Here is a 25,045-nt window from a genome sequence, read left to right as displayed (position 1 = left end):
ATTTTTGTTCCGCCGAGCGGGCTCTGGACACGATTGTGGGCGTCCCGGAAAGCGTCAGTTGATGCTGATTGGGCTTTCGTGATACAAAGCCGCTCCCCTTTCTGTCCGCGCCAGCCGTGAGCGGCGATTCCTGCCATGAACTATTGCGCGATTGACTTCGGTACTTCCAATTCGGCCGTCGCCGTTCCTGACGGCGCTGCGCTTAGGCTTGCGCCGGTCGAGGGCGCCTATACGACGCTGCCGACCGCCGTCTTTTTCAACACCGACGAGAACACCCGCGAATTCGGGCGTGCGGCATTGGCGGCTTACATCGACGGTTTCGACGGCCGTTTGATGCGCTCGATGAAAAGTATTCTCGGCTCACCGCTTGCCGAGAATTCGACCGATCTCGGCGACGGCTCGGCGATCAAGTACACGGACATCATCGCAATTTTCGTCGACCACCTGAAGCGCTCGGCCGAGACGAGCACCGGCGGTCCGATCAGCCGCGCCGTGCTGGGCCGCCCGGTGTTCTTCGTCGACGACGATCCGCGTGCCGATCACATGGCGCAGCAGCAACTCGAAGCTGCGGCGCGTTCAGTCGGCTTGCGGGAGATTCACTTTCAGTATGAGCCGATCGCGGCCGCATTCGACTACGAATCGCATCTGACGGAAGAGGGGCTCGTGCTGGTGGCCGACATCGGCGGCGGTACATCGGACTTTTCGCTGGTGCGGGTGGGGCCGGAGCGGATGACGCGCGTCGAGCGTAAAGACGACGTGCTGGCCCACCACGGTGTGCACGTTGCCGGTACGGATTTCGACCGTCGCGTCGAACTGGTCACGATCCTGCGCGAACTTGGCTATCAGACGCTCGACCCGGAAGGCCGTGAGATTCCGAACCGCATCTATTTCGATCTGGCGACCTGGCACCTGATCAACACGGTCTACGCACCGAAGCGCGTCAGCGAACTCGCGCTCATGCGGCATCTGTTCACCGAGGTCAAACATCACGACCGCCTGATGCGTGTCGTGGAGCGCCGCCTGGGCCATGCGCTGGCGGCCCATGCGGAAGAAGCGAAGATCGGTGTGGCGGCGGGCGGCGAGACCGTGATCGACCTCGACGAGGTGGAAGACGATCTGCGCCTTGCATTCGACGAAGCGCAACTCATCAAGGCCGGTCAGGACGAGACACAGCGCATCGTGCAAGCGGCGCGCGATACGGTCCAGGCGGCCGGCGTGGCTCCGCGCGACGTCAACGCCGTTTATTTCACGGGTGGCTCAACCGGATTGGCGTTTCTATCGGGCGCATTGGCCGCGGCATTTCCGGATGCGAAAGCGGTATTCGGAGATCGTCTCGCCAGCGTCGCGACCGGTCTCGGTATTCACGCGCGGCGTCTGTTTGGATAACCGGATTGATCAAACACATACTGCGGAGATAATCGCCGCATGTAGTGGCGACGAATATAAAAAAACCCCGCCAAGGCGGGGTTTTTTGCGTCCAGAAGGAAGCGTGCTTGCTTACACCGGCTTGATGTTGGCAGCTTGCTTGCCCTTCGGGCCCGTCTTCACTTCAAACGTAACCTTTTGGTTTTCTTGCAGCGTCTTGAAGCCTTCCGTGCGGATTTCCGAGAAATGCGCGAACAGATCTTCGCCGCCGCCGTCCGGCGTGATGAAGCCAAAGCCCTTTGCGTCATTGAACCACTTGACGGTACCGGTTTCCATATTACTTGTTCCTAAAGATGGTAAATAAGGCCGAAGCCCAATGGGTGCGCATGAAAATCAAGGAAGGGGGTAATGGGACCAACCGGAGTACCGTTGATGGGCGAACTACGAAAGACCAATTCACTCGCCGCTTGAAATCCTGCCCGAACGTTATACGGCGATTTCGGGCGAAGGTCAACACTCTCATCCCAACTTTACAATATTTCGACGGAATGGTGCAAAAATTGCTTACGAAGCTTGCTATTCGTCCGAGAATTTTGCTAGGGAGAACCCTTAGTTCCGCTGCACTGTGCGGGTGCAACCGTTAAACTACGCGCCCGCGTCGGTTGCACCTGGTTGGTACGGGCCGTCGCGTATACATGTACGTCACCCCGTTCCCAGCGCCACAAGCGATGTCACGCGGTGTCGACATGGTTCTGATGCAATCTGCATGGGACCGGACTAGGTGCTAAAGCACTCACTCCGGCCGACATACGGTGTATGGGACCAGTGTAAGTGCTTTGCATGGGACCAGAGTAAGCGCTAAAGCGCTGACTCTGGCCGACAGCTACAGCGCCAGCTCTGGTCGACACAGGAGAAGAAGTGAAAAGTTCTATACAACGGAACATCGGACCGGTCGCGCTGTTGCTGACCGGCTTGGGTTCAATCATCGGATCGGGTTGGCTGTTCGGCGCGTGGAAGGCCGCAAAAATTGCAGGCCCGGCTGCCATTTGTGCATGGGTCATCGGGGCGGTCGTGATTCTTGCGATTGCATTGACCTATGCGGAGCTCGGCGCGATGTTCCCGGAGTCAGGCGGCATGGTGCGTTATGCGCGCTATTCGCACGGCGCGCTGGTCGGGTTCATCAGTGCGTGGGCCAACTGGATCGCCATTGTCTCGGTGATTCCTATCGAGGCTGAAGCATCCATCCAATATATGAGCACCTGGCCGTATCCATGGGCGCATGCGCTATTCGTGGACGGGTCATTAACGACCAATGGGCTATTACTGTCCGCCGCTCTCGTAATCATTTATTTCCTGCTGAACTACTGGGGCGTGAAGTTGTTCGCGCGCGCCAATTCGGCGATCACGGTCTTCAAGTTCCTGATTCCGGGTGCGACCATCGCTGGCCTGATGCTGTCGGGTTTCCACAAGGAAAACTTCGGCGAGGTGAGTACCTTTGCACCGTATGGCTGGTCGGCTGTGCTGACAGCCGTGTCGACGAGCGGCATCGTGTTCGCCTTCAACGGTTTCCAGAGCCCGATCAACCTCGCGGGTGAAGCGCGCAATCCGGCGAGAAGCGTGCCGTTCGCAGTGATCGGCTCGATCCTGCTGGCGCTGGTGATCTACGTGCTGCTGCAGGTCGCGTACATCGGCGCAGTGAGCCCGAGCGACGTGATGAAGGGCTGGAGCCACTTCAATTTCGCTTCGCCGTTTGCCGAACTGGCCATCGCGCTGAACCTGAACTGGCTGGCTATCCTGCTGTACGTCGACGCGTTCGTCAGCCCGAGCGGTACCGGCACGACCTACATGGCGACCACCACCCGCATGATCTACGCCATGGAGCGCAACAACACGATGCCGAAGATGTTCGGCAACGTGCACCCGTTCTACGGCGTGCCGCGTCAGGCGATGTGGTTCAACCTGCTGGTGTCGTTTATTTTCCTGTTCTTCTTCCGTGGCTGGAGCTCGTTGGCCGCGGTGATCTCGGTTGCGACCGTGATTTCGTACCTGACCGGCCCGATCAGCCTGATGGCGCTGCGCCGCGCGGCGACGGATCTGGAGCGCCCGCTGCACATTCCGGGCATGCAACTCATTGCGCCGTTCGCTTTCGTGTGCGCGTCGCTGATCCTGTACTGGGCGAAATGGCCGCTGACGGGCGAAATCATTCTGCTGATGGTCGTCGCGCTGCCGGTGTACTTCTATTTCCAGGCGAAGTCGGGTTTTGGCGGCTGGGGGCGTGACCTGAAGGCTGCATGGTGGCTTGTGGCCTACCTGCCGGTGATGGCGATTCTGTCGCTGATCGGTAGCAAGGAGTTCGGCGGCTACGGCATTCTGCCGTACGGCTGGGACATGCTGGTGGTGGCCGTGCTCTCGCTGGTGTTCTATTACTGGGGCGTGCATAGCGGCTACCGTTCGGAATACCTCGAGGAACGTCAGACGCACGACGAAGTGCTCGAGGGCATCGGCGCACACTAAGTTGCAACGCTGAGTCGTTCGCCGAATCGTCGTGATTCGGCCCGGCACGAAAAAAAGCCCGCCTGAGCAACTCAGGCGGGCTTTTTTGTTGGCGCAGGTTTGACCTTGCGGTGGCGCTTCGACGGCGCCGCATTGGCGTCGAGTCAGGCGGTGCCGAACACGTAATTCGTCATGGCGAGCGAGCGCTGATAGGTTCCGAGCGACTGAATCGCCAGCGAATAGTCGTCGTCCGCCGCACCTAGTGCCGCGAACACGGGCAGCAGGTGCTCGTCGGTCGGATGCATCAGGACCGCGTGCGGCGCCAGACGGCGGTAGTCGAGCAAGGCGTCGATATCGTGCGCGGCGAGCCTGGCCTCGAACCAGTCGGTGAATTCGGCCACGCGCGGATCGGCGTCTTCCGGGCGCGCGGAAAAGTCCGCGGCGCGCAGGTTGTGCGTGATCTGGCCCGAGCCGATCACCATCACGCCGTCATCTTTCAGCGAGCGCAGCGCGCGACCCACACGAAAGTGATGGGCGGCGTCCAGGTGCGGCTGGATCGACAGTTGCGCGACCGGTACGTCGGCGTCCGGGAACATCAGCAGCATGGGGACCCACGCGCCGTGGTCGAGCCCGTGCGGCTGGGCGTCGGCGAGGATGCCGTTTTCGCCGAGCAGCACCGCGGCACGGCGTGCCAGATCGGGGGCGCCGGGAGCCGGATACTGAATCTCATACAGTTGGCGCGGGAAGCCGTAGAAATCGTGGATGGTCTCGGGCGACGTGGACGTGCTCGCAACCGGTTGCGCCGTGCCCCAATGGGCCGACAGCATCAGCACGGTCTCAGGGCGCGGCAATTGCGCCGACAGCGCGCCGAATTCGGCGGACGGCAGGGACGGATCGATCGGCAGCGTAGGCGCGCCGTGGGAAAGGAATAGCGACGGTAAGCGAGTCATGGCAGCAACGCCGCCGCGGGAGCGCGGCGCAGAAGTGGGGTTGCTATCAATATAGGTCCGTACCGACGTTTGATAAACGGGTGAAAACGGAATTGATTGTGTCGCAGCTGTTATTAATGGGAGTGGAGCGATTTTCGGGTGTCGGTCGTCCCGCTCGTGAGGCCACGGCCATGCGGTGCCTGCCTTCGCCCTACACATCGTGGCGGCACGTCGCCTGGCGAATTACTCCTGCGTGTCGCGCAACCCTTGCCATGCGGGCGACATGGCCGGTCCCCACGCGAACAGATCCAACACGCGCGCCACCGTGTGATCGACCATTTCGTCGATCGAGGCCGGGTGGTTGTAGAACGCGGGCAAGGGCGGGAAGATCACGCCGCCCATTTCGGTGACGGCCGTCATATTGCGCAGATGCGCGAGGTTGAACGGCGTTTCGCGCACGAGAAGGACGAGCCGGCGGCGCTCCTTGAGCGTGACATCGGCGGCGCGGGTGATCAGGTTGTCGGAAAAACCGTGTGCGACGCTTGCCAGCGTCTTCATCGAGCAGGGGGCGACCACCATGCCGTCGGTGGCGAACGAACCTGATGCGATGCTTGCGCCGACGTCGCGCACCGAATGGACGACATCCGCGAGCGGATGCACGTCTTCTTTGCTCAATTGGAGTTCGTGCTGGATATTGAGCCACCCGGCACTCGATATCAGCAGATGGCTTTCGACGCCGCCCCGCTTGCGCAACGTCTCGAGCAACCGGATGCCGTAGATGGCGCCGGTTGCGCCGGTGATCGCGACGATCAGCCGGCGTGGCGCTGCAGCGCGTGTTTCCATGGCTCGCGGCGCCTTATCGGAGGACGGCAAAGCGGAGGACAGCAAAGGTTCGGACAGCGGCAGCCGCTTAAGCCGCGGCGAACAGTTGCTGCAGTTCGCCCGATTCGTACATTTCCATCATGATGTCCGAGCCGCCGACGAATTCGCCCTTCACGTAGAGCTGCGGAATGGTCGGCCAGTTCGAGAACTGCTTGATGCCCTGGCGGACTTCGTCGTCTTCGAGCACGTTGACGGTTTTGATTTCGTTAACGCCACACGCCTTCAGAATCTGGATGGCGCGGCCGGAAAAGCCGCACATCGGGAACTGGGCGGTGCCCTTCATGAAGAGCACGACACTGTTTTCGTCGACGATTTGCTTGATGCGTTGTTGCGTATCCATGACTGACCTTGCGGTTCCGTTATGTGTAGGGAGTAGGCTGAAATGATAGCGGATTTCGGTAAGACCGGCCGAGGGTCGCTTTGCCACTTCGGCAATCAGGGCTGGACATCGAGGTCAGCCGGGCCACCGTCCGCCGCTGATTCGCTCGATGCCGGCGAGATCCTGCTCCGAGCGGACGTCTGCAAAACCTTGTGACGTCAGCAGGTCGCGCCCGGCCTGCGCCTGATCGTATCCGTGTTCGATCCACAATACGCCATTGGCGGCCAAACGTGCGGGCGCGCCCGCGACGATCTTGCGGATCGCGCTGAGGCCGTCGGCTTCGTCGGTGAGCGCGCCGCGCGGCTCGAAGCGCAGATCGCCTTCAGACAGATGCGGATCGCCGCTCGCGATATACGGCGGATTGCTGACGATCACGTCAAAGCGCAACGCCGTGTCGAGCGAGCTGTACCAGTCGCTTTGCCGCAGGTTCACGGCGCCGCCGGGGCGTTTGGCATCCAGCAGGCGCGCGGCGTTGCGTGTGGCCACCGTCAGCGCTTCGGCGGAACGGTCGAGCGCCCAGACCGGCGCGTCGGGCCGCATCGACGCAATGGCCACGGCGATCGCACCGGTGCCGGTGCCCAGATCGAGCACGCGCGGCCGTGAGACGTTTTCCATTGCAGCCAACGCCGTTTCGACCAGCAATTCGGTTTCGGGACGTGGAATCAGCACGTCCGGTGTCACTTCGAAATCAAGCCCAAAAAATTCGCGCACGCCGACCAGTTGCGCCACCGGTTCACCGGCGACACGCCGCGCTTCCAGATTCCGGTATCGCTCGACTATGGTGCCGTCGAGCGCCTCATCGCTGCGTGTAATCAATTGCGTATGCCGCCAGCCGAGCACGTGCGTGAGCAGAATCCGCGCTTCGAGCGACGGCAGCGGCGAGGCGCGCAACAGCGCGGCGGGCGTGATGGGATCCATCCGCGCTTAGTCCGCGTCGCCCAGCGATGCCAGCAACTCGGCTTGATGCTCGCTCACCAAAGCCGCGATCAATTCGTCGAGATCGCCGTCCATGATCGCGTCCAGGCGATACAGCGTCAGATTGATCCGGTGATCCGTCAGACGTCCTTGCGGGAAGTTGTAGGTGCGAATCCGCTCCGAGCGATCGCCCGAGCCGATCAGGCTCTTGCGCGTGGCGGCTTCCTTCGCCTGCTGCTCGTGCGACTGCTTGTCCTTGATGCGCGCGGCCAACACCTTCAGCGCGCGATCCTTGTTCTTGTGCTGCGACCGGTCGTCCTGACATTCGACGACGATGCCCGTCGGCAAGTGCGTGACGCGCACCGCCGAGTCGGTCTTGTTGATGTGCTGTCCGCCCGCGCCAGACGCGCGGAACGTGTCGATGCGCAGATCGGCCGGATTGATTTCGACTTCGCCGATTTCGTCCGCTTCCGGCATCACCGCGACCGTGCACGCCGAGGTGTGAATGCGGCCCTGCGTTTCGGTGGCGGGTACGCGTTGCACGCGATGGCCGCCCGACTCGAACTTGAGCTTGGAATAGGCCGCCTCGCCGGCGATCCGCACGATCACTTCCTTGTAGCCGCCGAGGTCCGATTCGCTCGCCGACATCATCTCGACCTGCCAGCGATTGCGCTCGGCGAAGCGCAGGTACATGCGCAGCAAATCGCCCGCGAACAGCGCCGATTCGTCGCCACCCGTGCCGGCGCGGATTTCGAGGAAGATGTTGCGATCGTCGTTCGGGTCTTTCGGCAGCAGCATTTTCTGCAATTCGGCACCGAGTTTTTCCATCCGCTCGCGAGCCGTGCGGATTTCCTCTTCCGCGAAGTCGCGCATCGACGTGTCCGCCAGCAATTCCTGCGCGGTCGCCGCGTCGTTCATCGCGTGGCGCCACAGTGCGTAATGCTCGACGACCGGCCCGAGCTCGGCGTGTTCACGCGTGAGCTTGCGGTATTGGTCGAGATTCGAGGTGATGTCCTCGCGGCTCAACAGATCGTTCAGTTCGGCCAGCCGGATAGTGAGCTGGTCGAGCTTGCGTTGCATGCTCGTTTTCATCGGACGGGTATCGGAGCGGACTCCGGCAAAGACGACGACTAGGGGAGTGGGCAGATGCCCTGGTCAGAAGCATGTCGCGGGCCACTCAGTGTGGCGCGGACGGTGCGGCGGTGGTTGCGCCGCTAACGCTCCGTAGAACCGGAGTGTTTGTAGAAACCGCTCATCAATTCGATGAGCGTGTCACGGTTCTCGCTGCTCGCGCGATTGAGCGCGTGCGTCGGGCCGTGGATCAGTTTGTTGGTGAGCGATTGCGACAACGCCTCGAGCACTGCTGCCGGGTCCTCGCCGCGTGCGAGCATTTTCTGCGCGCGTTCGACTTCGGCGCGGCGCAGCACGTCGGCCTGCGTATGCATGTGGCGGATCACGGGCACGATGCTGCGCGCGTCGAGCCATTGCATGAAGTTCTGCACGCGCGTTTCGATGATCGCCTCGGCCTGCGCGACTGCGGCTTGCCGCGACGCATTACCTTCGCGCACGATCGCGCCGAGGTCGTCGACGGTGTACAGGAACACGTCTTCGAGTTTGCCGACTTCGGGTTCGATATCGCGCGGAACAGCCAGATCGACCATGAAAATCGGCCGGTGACGGCGCGCTTTCACGGCCCGCTCGACCGCGCCCAGACCGATGATCGGCAGGGTGGAAGCCGTGCACGACACGATGATGTCGAATTCATGCATGCGCGCGGGCAGTTCGGAGAGCGGAATGGCCCGGCCGTTGAAGCGTTCGGCGAGGCGGGCGCCACGCTCGGCCGTGCGATTGGCGACGACGAGTTCACGCGGCTGCTGCGCCGCGAAGTGCGTCGCGCACAACTCGATCATTTCGCCCGCGCCGATGAACAGCACACGCTGGTTCGAGACCTTGTCGAAAATCCGCTGCGCGAGCCGCACGGCGGCGGCCGCCATGGAAACCGACTGCGCGCCGATTTCGGTCGTGCTGCGCACTTCCTTCGCCACAGCGAAGGTGCGCTGGAACAGCTGGTTCAGATAGGTGCCGAGCGCGCCGGCCTCGGACGCCGTGCGCACGGCGTCCTTCATTTGTCCGACGATTTGCGTCTCGCCCAGCACCATTGAATCGAGGCCCGAGGCGACGCGGAACGCGTGGCGCACGGCTTCCGACTGCGGCAGCGCGTAGACATGCGGCGCGAGTTCGTTGACGGGCAGGTTGTGGTACTTCGAGAACCACTGGATCGCGGCTTCACGCGCGGCGTGGTCGTCGGTCGCGCAGTAGAGTTCGGTGCGATTGCAGGTGGACAGAATCGCCGCTTCCGGCGCCGTGCGGGCGGTGCGGCCGAGCCAGATGCTCTTGAAGGTATCCAGCGCAGGTTTGATCTGTTCGAGCGGAAACGCCACGCGTTCGCGCAAGGCGACAGGCGCGGTGTGGTGATTGATTCCGATCGTTAGAAGCTGCATATGGGGGGCTATGGTTTAGCTCAATATTATAGCGTTTCCACGATTCTTACATTGTGGATGCGTTACCCAGCCCTCACAATGGCGTCCGGCGGGATGGCGTCGAGTTGATAGCCATAGCCGTACAGCGGTGTCAGGCAATACCCGTGCTCGGGCCGCAACTGCAGTTTGGTTCGCACGCGCGAAGCATGGGTGTCGACGGTGCGCGACTGTACGTCGCGGCGGCGCGTCCAGACCGCTTCGAGAATATGCGCACGCGACACCGGCCGCGACAGATTGGTAAATAACAGCAGCGCAAAGCGGAATTCCTTCGGGGTCAGGCTGACCGTCTGATTACGGAAGGTGACGGCGAACTGCGCCGCGTCGAACGCATAGTCGCCGATCGTGTCGCGCCGCCGGTTGGACGGGCGCCGCAAGCCAGCGCGCCGCAGCAGCGCGTCCACTCGGGCCAGCATTTCCGGGCCGCGGACCGGTTTGGTCAGGCAGTCGTCGGCGCCGGCGTGCAGCGCGGCGACAATCTGGCTCTCGCGTGGCTCCGACAGCAGCACGATCACCGGCAAGCTCGGCAGGATCGAGCGGGCGCGCGGAATCAGGTCTTCGGCCGAATGATCGCCGGCCCAGTTTTCAGTGATGAGAAGATCGAAGAATTCGTCGGTGGCGCGATGCAGAAACGGCGCGCTCGCTGTGAAGTGCTGGCACGCATGGCCGCCGGCGAAGATCAGCCGGTCGACCAGGGTGGCGTGCCGAAGGTCCGGCTCGATAAGGGCGATTCGCATGGGGCGCGTTCAGCTTGGCAATTACCCGGGGCTAGGTTTCTCCGTAAGGCTTACAGCTTGCCTAACATCACCCCGACCCCTAAACTCATCCGCTATGCGGAAAGCGCCGTGCCGAACCTCTATAGTTAACGAGACAAAAATGCTAGCTGTCCTGGCCCCTTGCGCCCATGAGACGAATCTGAAACTGCGCGAGAGTTGCCCCTGATGGGGTGGCCCGGAATCCTGGTGCTGGGCGCGGTGATCGGTTTCGCGGGTTGGTGGTTGCACCCGCTACGCCGGTCGAGCCGTGCCCAATGGTGGGTGGCGCTACTGACCGGCGTGCTGGGCGCGGGTGTCGCGCGCATGGCCGGCAACGTGGTTGGTCTCTTTCATGATGGCGATACGCTCGAATGGCCGGTATGTACCGCCGTCGCGCTGGTCGCGGTTGCCGTGACGGTCGGCTTGCTTTCCCGTCGATGAATACTTGCAGGTGACTCCGATGAATGCCCGACTCCCCGAAACCTCCTCCATCCCCGAACGGCTCGCGACATTGCGCAACGCGATGGCGCGTGAAGGCGTCGCCGCTTACCTGGTGCCGTCCGCAGATCCGCATCTTTCCGAATATCTACCCGGGCGCTGGCAAGGCCGGGAGTGGTTGTCGGGTTTCACCGGCTCGGCCGGCACGCTGGTCGTGACCGCCGATTTCGCCGGCGTATGGACCGACAGCCGCTACTGGGAACAAGCCAACGCGCAACTGGCCGGCACCGGCGTTCAGTTGATGAAGATGACCGGCGGCCAGCAGACCGCGCCGCATTTCGAATGGCTTGCGCAGAACGTCGCGACCGGCGGCACGGTCGGTGTGGACGGCGCGGTGCTGGGTGTGTCGGCGGCGCGTGCTTTGAGCCAGGCGCTTACCGCACGCGGCGTGAAGCTGCGCACCGACGTCGATCTGTTCGACGCGATCTGGCCGCAGCGCCCGTCGCTGCCGGCCGCCGCCGTGTTCGAACATGCCGCGCCGCATGCGGGCGTCGCCCGTTCGGAAAAGCTCGCGCAGATTCGCGGTGCGATGGCGGAGAAGGGTGCGCAGTGGCACTTCATTTCCACGCTCGACGACCTCGCATGGCTGTTGAATCTGCGCGGTGCCGACGTCAGTTACAACCCGGTATTCGTGGCGCACGCGCTGGTCGGTCTGCAAAGCGCGTCGCTCTTCGTCGCCGACGGCAAGGTGCCGCAAGCGCTGGCCGATGCGCTCGCGCGTGACGGCATCAGCGTCGAGCCCTACGCAAAGGCGGCCGATGCACTGGCCGCGTTGCCGGCCGGCAGCACGCTGTTGATCGACCCGCGCCGGATTACCTATGGCTCGCTGCAGTCGGTGCCGTCCACGGTGGAGGTCGTCGAGGCGGTCAATCCGTCCACGTTCTTCAAATCGCGCAAGACGGAAGCGGAAGCAGAGCATGTGCGCGAGACGATGGAACAGGACGGCGCGGCGCTCGCCGAATTCTTCGCGTGGTTCGAAGGCGCGCTGGGCCGTGAAACGATCACCGAACTGACGATCGACGAGCGCCTGACGGCAGCCCGCGCGCGTCGTCCGGGCTTCGTGTCGCTGAGCTTTGCCACGATTGCCGGTTTCAACGCGAACGGCGCGATGCCGCACTATCGCGCGACCGATGAATCGCATTCGTTGATCGAAGGCAACGGCCTGTTGCTGATCGATTCGGGCGCGCAGTATCTGAGCGGCACGACCGATATCACCCGCGTCGTGCCGGTCGGCACCATCAGCGAGGCACAGCGGCGCGATTTCACGATCGTGCTGAAAGGCACCATGGCGTTGTCGCGTGCGAAATTCCCGCGCGGCATCCGTTCGCCGATGCTCGACGCGATTGCCCGCGCGCCGATCTGGGAAGCCGGCGCCGACTATGGTCATGGCACCGGTCACGGCGTGGGCTATTTCCTGAACGTGCACGAAGGTCCGCAGGTGATTTCGCACTACGCGCCGGCCGAACCGTGGACCGCGATGGAAGAAGGCATGATCACCTCGGTCGAACCGGGTCTCTACCGGCCGGGCAAGTGGGGCGTGCGGATCGAGAACCTGGTGCTGAACGTGCCCGCGGAGAAAACCGAGTTCGGCGACTTTCTCAAGTTCGAGACGCTGACGCTGTGCCCGATCGACACGCGCTGCCTCGACCTCTCGCTGTTGCGTGACGACGAGCGCGCGTGGCTCAACGCGTATCACGAGACGGTGCGCGCGCGCCTGTCGCCGCATGTTTCGGGTGAGGCGAAGGCGTGGCTGGAATTGCGCACGCAACCTGTCTGATCTCGTCGCCACGACCTTACTGACGGAGCGTGCATGGCCATCAAAGCAGTCGTGTTCGATTTCGGCGGCGTGTTGATCGACTGGAGCCCCGAGTATCTGTATCGCGAGCTTATTCCGGACGAAACAGAGCGCCGCTGGTTTCTGACACATGTCTGTTCGATGGATTGGGTGATCCGTCAGGACGGCGGCCAGCCGATCGCCGAGGGGACGGACGAGTTGATCGCGAAATTTCCCGATCATGCTGCACTGATCCACGCGTTCTACGAGCGCTGGCACGAGATGGTGGCCGGCGTGCTGGAAGAAGGCGTGGCGATCATGGAGAAGCTCGAGGCCGCCGATGTGCCGCTTTTTGGGCTGACCAACTGGTCGGCGGAGACGTTTCCGTATGCGTGGGAACATTACCCGGTGTTGCGGCGTTTCCGCGACATCGTCGTGTCGGGGCGGGTGAAGCTGGTCAAGCCCGATCCGGCGATCTTCGCGGAAATGCGTCAGCGGATCGAGGCGCAACTGCCGGGCATTCATCCAGGCGAACTCGTCTTCATCGACGACAATCTGAAAAACGCCGAGGCCGCGACGGCGCTCGGCTGGCACGGCGTGCATCACGTGAACGCCGGGCAGACCGAAGCGAAACTACGCGACTTAGGATTGCCGGTTTAAGCGTGGGCGGCCGGGTTTAGAGGCGTGCCGGGTCACAGGGCATCATGATTTAAGCGGCGAGCGGGCGTTTCCACTTTAACGACTAACGAACGACCCCGCCTGCCTCGACCAGCGTCTGGCTACTGACCGAGCAGATTCTTCAACGCGTTACCCAATCCTTTCACGGTCTCCCCGGCGCCCTTCGCCACGCCTTCGACGCTTACGCCCATCGCATTCGCAAAACCGGCGCCAAGGCGCGTCATCAGACTTTCCTGCACCGAAAACTTCGGGTCGCGCAAATTCCCATCCAGCACGAAATGCAGCGTGACGTCGCCGTTGTGCGTCTTGAGTGCGGCGATGGCCGCTTTGGTCGGAATCGACATGAAGGTGTCGAGCGGGTTGTCGCTGTCGGCGAGTTGCAGATGATGGAGGGTCACCGTGCCGGGTGCGTGCAGCTGATAGTTGCGCACCGTCGAGTCGATCGTCAGATCGACCGTGCCGCCCGTCACTTGCGCCTTCGCGCCGGTTTTTTTCAGCAGGTATGGATCCAGCATCGCGACGTCGACGTCGCGCAGTGTGCTGGTGGTCTGTGAATCCTTGCTGGCAATCTTGATCCACCCGCCGAACGCAACGGTGCCCGTGTGCGCCGGGCCCTTGATCGAGCCGGTGACGCTGACATTGGTCGGTTCGGTGAGCGCGGGCAGATGCAGGTGATCGACAGTCGCGTTGGCGTTGCTGACGGTCACTTTGAATGCCGGTGGGCCGACTGTCATGTCGTAGAAATGGAAGTTGCCCTGCTCGAAGCGAATGTGGTCAACCCGCTTTTCGCGCGAGCCGGAGGGTGCCGCGCTGCTGGCCTCGTTGTCGTTGACGCGGTTGATCGTTTGCCGCAGATTCGGCATCAGACGGATCGCACCGTCCTTTGTTCGCAGCGCGGCGATGTCGAAGCCGCGCACTACCACGCTGCGGATATGCATGCGTTGCGCGAGCAGATCGCGGATATCGGGCGTGATGATGATTTCGTCGGCGCGTAGCGGATCGCCGGCGGGCCAGCCGGGCGGCGCCTTGAGCAGAACGTTGGTGAGATGGACCGAAGTGAGGCCGACCCGGATGCTTTCGGCGCTGCCTAATGGCCCGAGCGCTGCAACGACGCGTTCCTTGACTTCGCGCTGCGCGAACTGCAGCGCACCGAGCGCGACGGCAATTAACACGAGTAACACGCCACCGACGGCAATGGCCCAGCGCTTGCTCTGCGAAATCGCCATGCGTGCCTCCTCGTCGCCGCGCTGGGTTCGCAACACCGTCAGCAAAAAAAGGACCCGCAAAACTGCCCGCTCATCAGCCGACGAGCGGGCCGCCAAACTGGCGATTTATCGCGCGATCGGCTTGTAACGCAGACGCTTCGGACGTGCAGCTTCTTCACCGAGGCGTGCACGCTTGTCCGCTTCGTATTCCTGGTAGTTGCCGTCGAAGAACGTGATTTGCGAATCGCCTTCGAACGCCAGGATGTGCGTCGCGATGCGGTCGAGGAACCAGCGATCGTGCGAGATCACCATGACAGAGCCGGCGAATTCGAGCAGTGCGTCTTCGAGCGCGCGCAGCGTTTCGACGTCCAGGTCGTTCGACGGTTCGTCCAGCAGCAGCACGTTGCCGCCCGCGATCAGCGTTTTCGCCAGATGCAGCCGGCCGCGCTCACCGCCCGACAGGTTACCGACCGTCTTCTGCTGATCGCCACCCTTGAAGTTGAAGCGGCCGATGTACGCACGCGAAGGTGTCTCGTACTTGCCCACGGTCAGCACGTCCGCCCCGCCGGAGATTTCTTCGAACACGGTCTTCGAGCCGTCGAGCGCGTCGCGGCTTTGATCCACGTACGCGAGCTTGACGGTCGGGCCTTGCACGATCTCGCCCGAATCCGGCTGTTCGCGGCCGGTCAGCATACGGAACAGCGTCGACTTGCCGGCGCCGTTCGGTCCGATGATGCCGACGATCGCGCCCGCCGGAACCTTGAAGCTGACGTCGTCGAGCAGCAAACGATCGCCATACGACTTGCTGACGTTCTTGAACTCGATGACTTCGTTACCCAGGCGGTCGCCGACCGGGATAAAGATTTCCGAGGTTTCGTTGCGCTTCTGGTAATCCTGGCTGTTCAGTTCCTCGAAGCGGGCGATACGCGCCTTCGACTTTGCCTGACGGCCCTTCGGGTTCTGGCGCACCCACTCCAGTTCCTTCTTGATCGCCTTCTGACGTGCCGATTCCGACGACTCTTCCTGTTTCAGGCGCTCTTCCTTCTGGTCGAGCCAGCTGCTGTAGTTGCCCTTCCACGGAATGCCGTGGCCGCGGTCGAGTTCGAGAATCCACTCGGCGGCGTTATCGAGGAAGTAGCGATCGTGGGTGACGGCGACCACCGTGCCCGGGAAGCGCGTGAGGAACTGTTCGAGCCAGTCGACCGATTCCGCGTCCAGGTGGTTGGTCGGTTCGTCGAGCAGCAGCATGTCCGGTTTTTCGAGCAGCAGCTTGCACAACGCGACGCGGCGCTTTTCACCGCCCGACAGGTGTTCGATCTTCGCGTCCCACGCCGGCAGACGCAGCGCGTCGGCAGCGATTTCGATCTGTTGTTCGGCGCTGCCGTCGGTCGTGGCCAGAATCGCTTCGTACTTCGCTTGCTCCGCAGCGAGTGCATCGAAGTCGGCATCCGGCTCCGCGTAGGCCGCGTAGATCTCGTCGAGTTTCTTTTGCGCGCCGAAGACGTCGCCGAGACCTTCTTCGACCGCTTCGCGCACGGTCTTGTTCGGATCGAGTTGCGGCTCCTGCGGCAGATAGCCGATGTTCAGGTTCGGCATCGGCGTGGCTTCGCCTTCGATGTCCTTGTCCACACCGGCCATGATGCGGATCAGCGTCGACTTGCCCGAGCCGTTCAGGCCGAGCAGGCCGATCTTCGCGCCGGGGAAGAACGACAGCGAGATGTCTTTCAGGATTTGACGCTTGGGCGGCACGATTTTGCCGACCCGGTTCATGGTGAAGACGTATTGGGCCATTTGCTTGCAATAGACGTTGACGACGCCGGCCGCGTGGGGGCGGGCGGTCGTGGGTGGATGGGTAATGGGTGTTGTGGCCGGGCAGTGCGCCCGGCCCCGGCCGGCGCGGCGTCGGGCGCGGCTTCGAACCCCGCGACGCCCCGCGCGCGGGCGGGTTGTGCAGGTGGCATTGTACTTCGGGGCGGGGATGCGGCGGCAGAGGGCCGCCGCGGTGACGTCAGTTCGCTCGTCGTCCTGTCGACGGATCGAAGAAATGCAGATGCTGCGCGGGCAGCGCGACTTGCAGCGTTTCGCCGGCCGCGGGCCGATGCGTGTGCGGCAGCCGCACAGTCACGTCGCGATTGCCCCAACGGCCGTGCGCGAGGTTGTCCGCGCCGAGCAGTTCGCAGGACTCGACGGTCAACGTGGCTTGCGCAGCGTCCGCTTGTCCCGGTGTCATGTGCTCGGGGCGAATGCCCAGCGTCCATTCGCGACCCTTGGCCACTTCCCGGCCGATCGGCGCCACGCCTGTGAGCGGCAGTTTCGGACCGTTGCCGGCAACCTCGAACACGGAACCGTCGTCCGACACCCGGCCTTCCAGCAGATTCATCCCCGGCGAGCCGATGAAGCTCGCAACGAACACCGTCGCCGGCCGCTCGTAGACTTCGGTCGGCGCGCCGATCTGCTCAGCGTGGCCCTTGTTCATCACGATCACGCGTTGCGCCAGCGTCATCGCTTCGATCTGATCGTGGGTGACGTAGAGGCTGGTGGTGGCAAGCCGTGCATGCAGGCGCTGGATTTCGAGGCGCATTTGCACGCGCAGGCGTGCATCGAGATTGGACAGCGGCTCATCGAACAGAAACACTGCCGGCTCACGCACGATCGCGCGGCCCATGGCGACGCGTTGTCGTTGCCCACCGGACAACTCGCGCGGCTTGCGTGCGAGCAGCGGTCCAAGTTCGAGAATCTGCGCCGCGGCGTCCACGCGCTTCGCAATCTGCGCGCGGTCGACGCCCGCGATTTTCAGCGCGTAGCCCATGTTCTCGGCGACGCTCATATGCGGATACAGCGCGTAGTTCTGGAACACCATTGCGATGTTGCGATCCTTCGGCTCCAGCCGATTGACCACTTTGCCGGAGATCGAGACGGTGCCGTCGGAAATGCCTTCGAGCCCGGCCACCATGCGCAGCAAGGTCGATTTGCCACACCCCGATGGACCGACCATCACCACGAACTCGCCGTCCGCGACGTCCACGTCGATACCGTGCAACACGAACTGTTTGCCGTCGTAGGTCTTTTTAACGCCTTGCAGAGTCAGTGCAGCCATGCCGTTTTAGCCTTTTCGTAGCTTGCCGCGCGTGCCACGCTTTGCGCGGTGTTCTTGATTTGAATGCCGGAGTTCGCCATGAAGCGGCTTATTTCTCCGAGTCCACCAACCCGCGCACGAACCAGCGCTGCATCGTCAGCACGACGGCGAGCGGCGGCAGCATGGCGAGGAGCGTCGCGGTCATCACGAGATGCCATTCGGTTGCGGTGTCGCCGGACGCGATCATGCTTTTGATGCCGACCACGGCTGTGGTCAGCGACTGCTGGCTCGTAATCAGGATCGGCCACAGATACTGATTCCAACCGTAAATGAACGTGATGACGAACAGCGCAGCCATATTCGTTTTGGACAGCGGCAGCACGACGTCCCAGAAGAAACGCAGCGCGCCGGCGCCGTCGATGCGAGCCGCTTCCATCAATTCGTCGGGCAGCGTCATGAAAAACTGACGGAACAGGAACGTGGCGGTGGCCGATGCGATCAGCGGCAAGGTCAAACCGCTGTACGTATTGCTCAGATGCATCGACGACACGACCTGTACCGTCGGGAAGATACGCACTTCGACCGGCAGCATCAGCGTGACGAAGATCAACCAGAACGACAGATTGCGAAACGGAAAGCGGAAAAACACGATCGCGTACGCGGAGATCATCGAGATGGCGATCTTGCCGATCGAAATCACGAGCGCCATCACGAGGCTGTTGAACAGCATGCGGCCGAACGGCGCCGCCGCATTGCCGCTGCCATGCGACCAGACAGTCGCGATGTTCTCGAACAGATGCGTACTCGGCACCAGCGACAGCGGCACGCTGAACACCTCGTGGTCGCTCATCGTCGCCGCGCAAAACGCGACGTACACCGGAAACACCACCAGCACGACGCCGAGAATCAGCACCGCGTGGCAGAAGAGGTCGAAACCGCGGCGGTTCTCGATCATGAGTATTGAACCCTCCGTTCGATGAAGCGGAACTGCACGACCGTCAACGCGACGACGATCACCATCAGGATGACCGACTGCGCGCCCGAGCTGCCGATGTCCAACCCCTGGAAGCCTTCCGCGAAGATCTTGTAGATCAGCGTGCGGGTGGATTGCGCCGGGCCGCCGCCGGTGGCGGCGTCGATCACCGGGAAGGTGTCGAAGAACGCGTAGGTGATGTTGATCACCAGCAGGAAGAAGCTGGTCGGCGAGAGCAGCGGCAGGGCGATGCCGAAGAAGCGCCTTACCGGGCCGGCGCCGTCGATGGCCGCCGCTTCGATCAGCGAACGCGGAATCGCCTGCAAGCCGGCGTAGAAGAACAGGAAGTTATAGCTGACCTGCTTCCACACCGAAGCCAGCACCACCAGAAACATCGCCTGACTCGCGTTCAACGCGTGATTCCACACGATGCCGTACTTGGCGAGCGCATAGGTGACGATGCCGATACTCGGGTTGAACAGGAACGACCACAACACGGCGGCGATCGCGGGCGCGACCGCATACGGCCAGATCAGCAGCGTCTGATAAGCCTTGGCGCCGCGTGTCACGCGATCCGCGCAGACCGCCAGCAGGAGCGAAATCACCAATCCGGACACGGTGACGAGCGCACAGAAAATCAGCGTCGTATAGAACGACGACAGGTAAAGCGGATCGGCGAATAACTGCTTGAAATTGGCAAGCCCGACAAACTCGCTCGACGTGCCGAACGCGTCCTGACTCTGCGTGGATTGCCACAGCGCCTCGCCTGCCGGCCATAGAAAGAACAGCAGCGTGATCAGGAGTTGCGGCGCGACGAGCAGGTAGGGCAGCACACTAGTGCCGAAGCTGGAGCGCTTTTCCATCGAAGTTTCCTAGGTTCTGCAGCAACAACGGGTTTCGGTGCGGGCGCACCGAAACCTTGCCGGCTAGTGCTTAGTTAGCGGCTTTTTCGAAGCGGCGCAGCAACTCGTCGCCACGCGACACCGACGAATCGAGTGCCTGTTGCGGCGTCTTCTTGTCCGCCCAGACCTGTTCGAGTTCTTCGTCGATCACGGTGCGGATCTGCGGCATGTTGCCCAGACGCAAGCCCTTCGTGTACGGCAGCGGCGGCTTGTTGAGCATCTGCTTGATCGCGGTATCGCTGCCCGGATTCTTCTCGTAGAAGCCTTGCTGTTGGGTCAACTGATACGCGGCGGTCGTGACCGGCAGATAGCCGGTGTCCTGATGCCACTTCGCGGCGACCGGCGCCGACGACAGATAAGACATGAACTTCGCCACGCCCTTGTACACCGCCGGATCTTTACCCGACAGCACCCACAGGCTTGCGCCGCCGATGATCGCGTTCTGCGGCGCGCCCTTCACGCTGGCGTCGTAGGGCATCATGCCGGTGCCGAAACTGAACTTCGCGTACTTCTTGATCGTGGCAAGCGAGCCCGACGAGTTCGTGATGATCCCGCAGTCGCCGCTATAGAACTTCGATATCGGTTCGTCCTTGCGGCCGACGTATGTGAAGGTGCCTTCCTTCTGCATGTTCTGCAGGAACTGGATATGCGCGACCTGCACCGGCTTGTTGAATTCGAGCTGCGCGTCGGCGCCGTCGAAACCATTGTTCTCCGACGCGAACGGCGCGCCATGCCAGGCACTGTAGTTTTCGAGCTGAATCCAGCTCTGCCAGCCCGACGAATAGCCGCATGCCATGCCCGAGGCCTTCAGCTTCTGCGCGTCCACCTGCAGTTCGGCCCAGGTTTTCGGCGGCTGATTCGGGTCGAGTCCGGCCTTCTTGAACGCGTCCTTGTTGTAGTACAGCACCGGCGTCGAGCTATTGAACGGCATCGAGATCAGTTCGCCGGATTTGGCGTCGCTGTAATAGCTGGCGATGGTCGGCACGAACGCCTTTTCGTCGAGCGGCACACCGGCTTGCTTGAACACTTCGGAGACCGGAATCACGGCTTTCTTTGCCTGCATCATTGTCGCGGTGCCGACTTCGTAGACCTGCAGAATGGCCGGCGCGTTGCCGCTGCGATAGGCCGCGATGCCGGCGGCGAGGGTCTGGTCGTAGCTGCCCTTGAACACCGGTACGATCTTGTAGTCGCTTTGCGACGCGTTGAACGCGTTGGCGATGTCGTTCAGACGCTCGCCGAGAGCGGCTTCCATGGCGTGCCAGAACTGGATTTCGGTGGCGGCATGGGCTGCCTGGCTAATGCCGAGGCTCAACACGGCGGCAACGGAAAGCGAACGGAATAACGGCTTGCAACGCATCGATTGATCTCCTGATTGGAACGGGCGCTGATGGGAATCGCGCGATTCTAGTTGTGTTCGATGACAGTCCGGCGTCAATGACCGAGCGTCAGTGCGCTTTCGACCGGCGCCGGATGCCGCAATTTAACATCGGCTGTCACGGAACGGAAATATTGGATGTCAGGGCGGGGGAGGGTGCCCCTATGTGTTTCGTCAAGCATTAGGGGCTGATTTCGGGTGGTAGAAGGTTCCGTCGCGCAGCATCGCGAACAGCACGTCGCAGCGCCGTCTGGCAAGAGCGATGAGCGCCTGATTGTGGCGCTTGCCCTGCTGGACCTTGCGGGCGTAATAGTCCCTCGAAGTCGGGTCTCGCAGGGCAGCAAAGGCGGAGAGGAAGAGCGCTCTCTTGAGCACCTTGTTGCCGCGTCTGGAGGGGTGTTCGCCACGGATAGACGAGCCTGAGCGTCGGGTGACCGGGGCGAGGCCGGCGTAGGCTGCGAGATGCGCAGCTGAAGCGAAGGCTTTGTGGGCGACTTCCGTGAGGAGTCTGGCGGCGGTCCTGACGCCGACTCCCGGCATGCTGGTCAGGACCGGCCAAAGAGGGTGTGCGTGCACCAGGCGTTCAACTTCGCTGGCAACCTCGTCGCGTTGTTTGCGCAAAGACGCGAGCTGCTGGGCCAGACGCGGCATGACGATGGTTGCTGCCTGCGTACCGGGTACGACCACAGCCTGTTCGCTGAGCGCCTGAACGATTTCGGCAGCAAGGCTTTTGCCCATGCGAGGTGCAAGTTTGGTGAGGCGGTTGGCGAGTGCTTTTTCGCTGGTCGCGGCAAGCTCGGCGGGCGACGGGTACCGCTCAAGCAGATCGAGCACGGCCGGATGGTCGAGGCGCGGCCCCAGAACCCGTTCCAGTGCGGGATGGATCTGGGTAAGCAGGCCGCGAATGCGGTTGCTGGTCTGCGTGATCTGCGCGGCGAGATCGTCGTCGAAACCGCACAACATGGTGAGTTCGGCAAGCGGCTCGTCAGCAAGTCGAAGCGAGCGCAGCGTGTGCGGCATCGAGCGGGCGGCCTCTGCAATGATGGCGGCATCGCGGGCGTCGGTCTTGGCTTCGCCCGCATGCAGATCGGCGATGCGGCGCATGGCCAGACCTGGCAGATAGGCGACCAGAACGCCTTCGTCCCGAGCGACTGCCAGCGGCAGCGCGCCGATGGTGGCGGGCTGGTCGACGACGAATAGAAGTTGGCCGTGCTCCTTGAGTTCGGTGATTAGGGCGCGCAGTTTGGTTTCATCGTTTGGAAGCGCTTTGTTGTACAGGCGCTTTCCGGTCCGATCGAGAGCGACGGCGTGATGATGGCCTTTACCTACGTCAACGCCGACGAAGACATCGACGGAGTCATGTTGTTGGTTTTCTTGCATCGAAGTGTTTGTGCAGATTGAGCTGGTTGGCCTGCAACATCGGTGGCAAGTCTCGGCATCCACGTTACGGACGGCCTCAAGATGTGCCCGGCCGAGCCCCTATTAGCGATCACCAGCCACCCACCAGACCCGGTGACAACACCCCCCGGATCATGACTGCGACTGGGGGCGGGAATCATGCCGGGCCTGGCTGGCCAAATCCTCAATTATCGAGGAGTGAAGATAGTAACGGGGGCGTGCGACGTCACGACTCGATGCAGGCCGTCCGTCTACGGGCATGATGGCTGGGAGCTGGGAGCTGGGAGCTGGGAGCTGGGAGCTGGGAGCAAGGAGCAAGGAGCAAGGAGCAAGGAGCAAGGAGCAAGGAGCAAGGAGCAAGGAGCAAGGAGCAAGGAGCAAGGAGCAAGGAGCAAGGAGCAAGGAGCAAGGAGCAAGGAGCAAGGAGCAAGGCACTTTGCAAGATCATGCGCGTTTGATCAGCGTGTTTATTAATCAGGATTACAGATGCTGAGTTCAGTACGATTGGCGGTGTGCGGTTCGATAGCGGGTCTCATGCTCGCCGGATGTGCGCTGATGCCCACCACGACGAACGGTGGGCCGGCGACGGTGACTTCGTTGCCGAGGATCATTGCGCATCGCGGCGGCACAGGCGATGCGCCCGAAAACACGCTGGAAGCGATTCGTCAGTCGATCGCAAATCATGCCGACGCAATGTGGCTTACGGTTCAGTTGAGCAAGGACGGCGTGCCGGTGCTGTACCGTCCGGCCGATCTGTCGGCGTTGACAGACGCGAAGGGGCCGGTGTCCGCCTTCACGGTGGCAGAACTCGCGAGCGTGAATGCCGGCTGGCGTTTTCGCAGCGGCGACGCGTATCCCTATCGCGACCACCCGGCCGGCATTCCGACGCTGCGCGAAGCGTTGCGCGCAATCCCGCCGGCCATGCCAATCATCCTGGATATGAAAGCGTTGCCCGCCGCGCCGCAGACGCAGGCAGTGGCGCGTGTTCTAGACGAAGAAAACGCGTGGTCGCGTGTGTCGATCTATTCGACCGAAGCCGAGTATCAGCAGAGTTTCGCCGGTTATCCGCGGGCGAAAGTGTTCGAATCGCGCGACGCGACCCGTGGGCGGCTCGTGCGCGTGTTGCTGAATCAGGGCTGTGTGGATGCGCCTGCCGAACACGCAATGACAGCGTTCGAGTTGCACCGTGCGATGACGGTGGTGGAGAAGTTCACGTTGGGCGAAGGCCGCTCCGACGTGAACGCAACGCTGTGGACGCCGGCAACCGTGGCCTGCTTCCGGCAGAAGCCCGATGTCCGGATCGTGGCGATTGCGGTGAACGATGGGGGGGACTATCGGACGGCAGCGTGTCTGGGGATCGATGCCGTGCTGGCGGATTCGCCCTCCCGCATGGCAGCCGTCAGGGACGGTATCCCGATGCCGCTCCGGTGTGCCGCAGCCAACGGAGCGGGCGCACAGTAAAACAAAAAGCCCGCTTTGAGCGGGCTTTTCGGGGGCGGCGTTGCGGGCGGCGGCGTTTAACGTTCGTCCGGCCTTCTGCCAATTGCGCGCCTCACGCCGAGACCACGCCTTAAACGTTGAACAGGAAGTTCATCACGTCGCCGTCGTGCACGACGTATTCCTTGCCTTCCGCGCGCATCTTGCCGGCTTCCTTCGCGCCTTGTTCGCCCTTGTAGGTGACGAAGTCGTTGAAGGCGATCGTCTGCGCGCGAATGAAGCCGCGCTCGAAGTCGGTGTGGATCGCACCGGCTGCCTGTGGCGCGGTATCGCCGACATGGATCGTCCATGCGCGCACTTCCTTCACGCCGGCCGTGAAGTAGGTTTGCAGGCCCAGCAACCTGAAACCCGCGCGAATCACGCGGTTCAGGCCCGGCTCTTCCATGCCCATGTCGGCGAGGAACACTTCCATGTCCGCTTCTTCGAGGTCGGCGATTTCCGCTTCGATTGCCGCGCACACGGCGACGACCGGCGCGCCTTCGGCTGCCGCGAACTTCGTGACGGCGTCGAGGTGCGGGTTGTTGTGGAAACCGTCGTCCTTCACGTTGGCGACGTACATGGTCGGCTTCGCGGTGATCAGGCAGAACGGCTTGAGGGTGGCTTTTTCCTCGTCTGACAGGTCGAGCGCGCGGACCGGCTTGGCCTGGTCGAGCTGAGCGCGCACTTTTTCCAGCACGGCGGCGTTCTTGATGGCTTCCTTGTCGTTACCCGACTTGGCGGCCTTCGAATAGCGCGACAGCGCTTTTTCGACGGTCGCGAGGTCGGCCAGCGCCAACTCGGTGTTGATCACTTCGATATCCGACAGCGGATCGACCTTGTTCGCGACGTGGATCACGTTCTCGTCTTCGAAGCAGCGCACCACGTGCGTGATCGCATCGGTTTCGCGGATGTTCGCGAGGAACTGGTTGCCCAGACCTTCGCCCTTGCTCGCACCGGCGACGAGGCCGGCGATGTCGACGAATTCCACCACAGCCGGCAGGATCCGCTCCGGCTTGACGATTTCGGCGAGGGCCTTCAGACGCGCGTCCGGTACTTCGACGACACCGACGTTCGGCTCGATCGTGCAGAACGGATAGTTTTCGGCGGCAATGCCCGCCTTGGTCAGCGCGTTGAACAGAGTGGACTTGCCGACGTTAGGCAAGCCGACGATGCCGCATTTGAGGCTCATGGAAATCCTTCAGTGAATCAGTAAGTTGCGTGATGCGCTCGACGCTGTGTGCAGGATTCGGAAAGCCTTCGCGTTTGGCGTGGCGGAGCAAGTGCAGCGGAGCGGGACAAGACACCAGATCGGGGCGTTGCCTCGACGATTCTGGGCGAGTTCTGTCACGGAAAGCGCAATTGTAACCCGTTCGGATCGGGTTCTTGATCTGCCTGCGGTAAAGCCGGCGCTCGATCCGTCCCCCGCAACCCCCGC

At 62.4% G+C, this 25,045-nt stretch carries 21 protein-coding genes and 1 pseudogene; 6 read left to right on the top strand and 16 right to left on the bottom strand.

What is annotated here, in order from left to right; genetic code table 11:
* Positions 1-135: 135 nt before the first annotated feature.
* Positions 136-1,386: an Hsp70 family protein gene (locus tag DSC91_RS23765; RefSeq protein ID WP_115781144.1), complete on the top strand. Its 1,251-nt coding sequence runs from the start codon at positions 136-138 to the stop codon at positions 1,384-1,386.
* Between the two features lie 111 nt (positions 1,387-1,497).
* On the opposite strand, the gene DSC91_RS23760 is transcribed toward DSC91_RS23765, so the two are convergent.
* Positions 1,498-1,701, bottom strand: a complete 204-nt coding sequence (locus DSC91_RS23760; protein WP_007180251.1) for a cold-shock protein — start codon at positions 1,699-1,701, stop codon at positions 1,498-1,500.
* Between the two features lie 582 nt (positions 1,702-2,283).
* Between DSC91_RS23760 and DSC91_RS23755 the strand changes: the two genes are divergently transcribed.
* Positions 2,284-3,879 carry an APC family permease gene (locus DSC91_RS23755; RefSeq protein ID WP_115781143.1) on the top strand — a complete coding sequence of 532 codons (1,596 nt, stop codon included), beginning with the start codon at positions 2,284-2,286 and terminating at the stop codon, positions 3,877-3,879.
* A 143-nt stretch (positions 3,880-4,022) separates the two neighbouring features.
* Here the strand turns inward: DSC91_RS23755 and DSC91_RS23750 are convergent, their stop codons facing one another.
* The 7 genes from DSC91_RS23750 to DSC91_RS23720 form a co-directional block, all read right to left on the bottom strand.
* The gene (locus DSC91_RS23750; protein ID WP_115781142.1) at positions 4,023-4,808 is read right to left on the bottom strand and encodes a DODA-type extradiol aromatic ring-opening family dioxygenase; all 786 of its coding nucleotides are present in this window, start codon (positions 4,806-4,808) and stop codon (positions 4,023-4,025) included.
* A gap of 222 nt (positions 4,809-5,030) precedes the next feature.
* On the bottom strand, positions 5,031-5,630 hold the full coding sequence (locus DSC91_RS23745) for a UbiX family flavin prenyltransferase (RefSeq protein ID WP_115781141.1): 600 nt from the start codon (positions 5,628-5,630) through the stop codon (positions 5,031-5,033).
* A gap of 67 nt (positions 5,631-5,697) precedes the next feature.
* Entirely contained in the window at positions 5,698-6,009 is a 312-nt protein-coding gene (gene grxD / locus DSC91_RS23740; RefSeq protein WP_115781140.1) for a Grx4 family monothiol glutaredoxin, read from the bottom strand.
* Between the two features lie 114 nt (positions 6,010-6,123).
* Positions 6,124-6,966 (bottom strand): peptide chain release factor N(5)-glutamine methyltransferase, encoded by an 843-nt coding sequence (gene prmC / locus DSC91_RS23735; protein WP_115781139.1) that lies wholly within the window; start codon positions 6,964-6,966, stop codon positions 6,124-6,126.
* Positions 6,967-6,972: 6 nt separating this feature from the next.
* On the bottom strand, positions 6,973-8,055 hold the full coding sequence (prfA, locus tag DSC91_RS23730) for a peptide chain release factor 1 (protein ID WP_115781138.1): 1,083 nt from the start codon (positions 8,053-8,055) through the stop codon (positions 6,973-6,975).
* A gap of 122 nt (positions 8,056-8,177) precedes the next feature.
* Positions 8,178-9,464 (bottom strand): glutamyl-tRNA reductase, encoded by a 1,287-nt coding sequence (gene hemA, locus DSC91_RS23725; protein WP_115781137.1) that lies wholly within the window; start codon positions 9,462-9,464, stop codon positions 8,178-8,180.
* Positions 9,465-9,526: 62 nt separating this feature from the next.
* Entirely contained in the window at positions 9,527-10,237 is a 711-nt protein-coding gene (locus tag DSC91_RS23720; RefSeq protein WP_115781136.1) for a response regulator transcription factor, read from the bottom strand.
* A gap of 204 nt (positions 10,238-10,441) precedes the next feature.
* Between DSC91_RS23720 and DSC91_RS23715 the strand changes: the two genes are divergently transcribed.
* Genes DSC91_RS23715 through DSC91_RS23705 form a run of 3 tightly spaced genes read left to right on the top strand, consistent with a single transcriptional unit; the run spans position 10,442 to position 13,187 of the window.
* Positions 10,442-10,696, top strand: a complete 255-nt coding sequence (locus DSC91_RS23715; RefSeq protein WP_115781135.1) for a hypothetical protein — start codon at positions 10,442-10,444, stop codon at positions 10,694-10,696.
* Positions 10,697-10,715: 19 nt separating this feature from the next.
* Positions 10,716-12,530: an aminopeptidase P family protein gene (locus DSC91_RS23710; protein WP_115781134.1), complete on the top strand. Its 1,815-nt coding sequence runs from the start codon at positions 10,716-10,718 to the stop codon at positions 12,528-12,530.
* A 33-nt stretch (positions 12,531-12,563) separates the two neighbouring features.
* On the top strand, positions 12,564-13,187 hold the full coding sequence (locus DSC91_RS23705) for an HAD family hydrolase (protein ID WP_115781133.1): 624 nt from the start codon (positions 12,564-12,566) through the stop codon (positions 13,185-13,187).
* Positions 13,188-13,306: 119 nt separating this feature from the next.
* Here the strand turns inward: DSC91_RS23705 and DSC91_RS23700 are convergent, their stop codons facing one another.
* The 7 genes and pseudogenes from DSC91_RS23700 to DSC91_RS23670 form a co-directional block, all read right to left on the bottom strand.
* Positions 13,307-14,431 carry a DUF748 domain-containing protein gene (locus tag DSC91_RS23700; RefSeq protein WP_115781132.1) on the bottom strand — a complete coding sequence of 375 codons (1,125 nt, stop codon included), beginning with the start codon at positions 14,429-14,431 and terminating at the stop codon, positions 13,307-13,309.
* 105 nt (positions 14,432-14,536) lie between these two features.
* Positions 14,537-16,201 carry an energy-dependent translational throttle protein EttA gene (gene ettA / locus DSC91_RS23695; RefSeq protein WP_115781131.1) on the bottom strand — a complete coding sequence of 555 codons (1,665 nt, stop codon included), beginning with the start codon at positions 16,199-16,201 and terminating at the stop codon, positions 14,537-14,539.
* 217 nt (positions 16,202-16,418) lie between these two features.
* Positions 16,419-17,507 carry a sn-glycerol-3-phosphate import ATP-binding protein UgpC gene (locus tag DSC91_RS23690; RefSeq protein ID WP_115781130.1) on the bottom strand — a complete coding sequence of 363 codons (1,089 nt, stop codon included), beginning with the start codon at positions 17,505-17,507 and terminating at the stop codon, positions 16,419-16,421.
* Between the two features lie 88 nt (positions 17,508-17,595).
* Positions 17,596-18,441 carry a sn-glycerol-3-phosphate ABC transporter permease UgpE gene (gene ugpE, locus DSC91_RS23685; protein ID WP_115781129.1) on the bottom strand — a complete coding sequence of 282 codons (846 nt, stop codon included), beginning with the start codon at positions 18,439-18,441 and terminating at the stop codon, positions 17,596-17,598.
* Positions 18,438-19,322 (bottom strand): sn-glycerol-3-phosphate ABC transporter permease UgpA, encoded by an 885-nt coding sequence (gene ugpA / locus DSC91_RS23680; RefSeq protein ID WP_115781128.1) that lies wholly within the window; start codon positions 19,320-19,322, stop codon positions 18,438-18,440. Before ugpA ends, ugpE begins: the two co-directional genes overlap by 4 nt.
* A gap of 70 nt (positions 19,323-19,392) precedes the next feature.
* On the bottom strand, positions 19,393-20,718 hold the full coding sequence (gene ugpB / locus DSC91_RS23675) for a sn-glycerol-3-phosphate ABC transporter substrate-binding protein UgpB (RefSeq protein ID WP_115781127.1): 1,326 nt from the start codon (positions 20,716-20,718) through the stop codon (positions 19,393-19,395).
* A 192-nt stretch (positions 20,719-20,910) separates the two neighbouring features.
* Positions 20,911-22,175 (bottom strand): annotated as a pseudogene (locus DSC91_RS23670) (IS110 family RNA-guided transposase).
* Positions 22,176-22,620: 445 nt separating this feature from the next.
* Between DSC91_RS23670 and DSC91_RS23665 the strand changes: the two are divergent.
* Positions 22,621-23,595, top strand: coding sequence for a glycerophosphodiester phosphodiesterase family protein (locus DSC91_RS23665; protein ID WP_115781126.1), 975 nt, complete (start codon positions 22,621-22,623; stop codon positions 23,593-23,595).
* A gap of 109 nt (positions 23,596-23,704) precedes the next feature.
* Here DSC91_RS23665 and ychF read toward each other — a convergent pair whose 3' ends face one another.
* Positions 23,705-24,799 carry a redox-regulated ATPase YchF gene (gene ychF / locus DSC91_RS23660; RefSeq protein WP_115781125.1) on the bottom strand — a complete coding sequence of 365 codons (1,095 nt, stop codon included), beginning with the start codon at positions 24,797-24,799 and terminating at the stop codon, positions 23,705-23,707.
* Positions 24,800-25,045 lie beyond the last annotated feature (246 nt).

It is taken from the genome of Paraburkholderia caffeinilytica (assembly GCF_003368325.1).
Lineage (GTDB): Bacteria > Pseudomonadota > Gammaproteobacteria > Burkholderiales > Burkholderiaceae > Paraburkholderia > Paraburkholderia caffeinilytica.
Note: the sequence above shows the minus strand (reverse complement) of the source record. Positions and strands in the feature narration are given on the sequence as shown.

Excerpts from the sequence above, each read along its gene's own strand:
- ettA (WP_115781131.1), bottom strand. The coding sequence starts at position 16,201 with ATGGCCCAATACGTCTTCACCATGAACCGGGTCGGCAAAATCGTGCCG.
- hemA (WP_115781137.1), bottom strand. The coding sequence starts at position 9,464 with ATGCAGCTTCTAACGATCGGAATCAATCACCACACCGCGCCTGTCGCC.
- DSC91_RS23665 (WP_115781126.1), top strand. The coding sequence starts at position 22,621 with ATGCTGAGTTCAGTACGATTGGCGGTGTGCGGTTCGATAGCGGGTCTC.
- DSC91_RS23700 (WP_115781132.1), bottom strand. The coding sequence starts at position 14,431 with ATGGCGATTTCGCAGAGCAAGCGCTGGGCCATTGCCGTCGGTGGCGTG.
- DSC91_RS23710 (WP_115781134.1), top strand. The coding sequence starts at position 10,716 with ATGAATGCCCGACTCCCCGAAACCTCCTCCATCCCCGAACGGCTCGCG.
- prfA (WP_115781138.1), bottom strand. The coding sequence starts at position 8,055 with ATGAAAACGAGCATGCAACGCAAGCTCGACCAGCTCACTATCCGGCTG.
- DSC91_RS23765 (WP_115781144.1), top strand. The coding sequence starts at position 136 with ATGAACTATTGCGCGATTGACTTCGGTACTTCCAATTCGGCCGTCGCC.
- DSC91_RS23690 (WP_115781130.1), bottom strand. The coding sequence starts at position 17,507 with ATGGCTGCACTGACTCTGCAAGGCGTTAAAAAGACCTACGACGGCAAA.
- ychF (WP_115781125.1), bottom strand. The coding sequence starts at position 24,799 with ATGAGCCTCAAATGCGGCATCGTCGGCTTGCCTAACGTCGGCAAGTCC.
- DSC91_RS23760 (WP_007180251.1), bottom strand. The coding sequence starts at position 1,701 with ATGGAAACCGGTACCGTCAAGTGGTTCAATGACGCAAAGGGCTTTGGC.
- DSC91_RS23720 (WP_115781136.1), bottom strand. The coding sequence starts at position 10,237 with ATGCGAATCGCCCTTATCGAGCCGGACCTTCGGCACGCCACCCTGGTC.
- DSC91_RS23705 (WP_115781133.1), top strand. The coding sequence starts at position 12,564 with ATGGCCATCAAAGCAGTCGTGTTCGATTTCGGCGGCGTGTTGATCGAC.
- ugpB (WP_115781127.1), bottom strand. The coding sequence starts at position 20,718 with ATGCGTTGCAAGCCGTTATTCCGTTCGCTTTCCGTTGCCGCCGTGTTG.
- ugpE (WP_115781129.1), bottom strand. The coding sequence starts at position 18,441 with ATGATCGAGAACCGCCGCGGTTTCGACCTCTTCTGCCACGCGGTGCTG.
- DSC91_RS23715 (WP_115781135.1), top strand. The coding sequence starts at position 10,442 with ATGGGGTGGCCCGGAATCCTGGTGCTGGGCGCGGTGATCGGTTTCGCG.
- ugpA (WP_115781128.1), bottom strand. The coding sequence starts at position 19,322 with ATGGAAAAGCGCTCCAGCTTCGGCACTAGTGTGCTGCCCTACCTGCTC.
- prmC (WP_115781139.1), bottom strand. The coding sequence starts at position 6,966 with ATGGATCCCATCACGCCCGCCGCGCTGTTGCGCGCCTCGCCGCTGCCG.
- DSC91_RS23750 (WP_115781142.1), bottom strand. The coding sequence starts at position 4,808 with ATGACTCGCTTACCGTCGCTATTCCTTTCCCACGGCGCGCCTACGCTG.
- DSC91_RS23745 (WP_115781141.1), bottom strand. The coding sequence starts at position 5,630 with ATGGAAACACGCGCTGCAGCGCCACGCCGGCTGATCGTCGCGATCACC.
- grxD (WP_115781140.1), bottom strand. The coding sequence starts at position 6,009 with ATGGATACGCAACAACGCATCAAGCAAATCGTCGACGAAAACAGTGTC.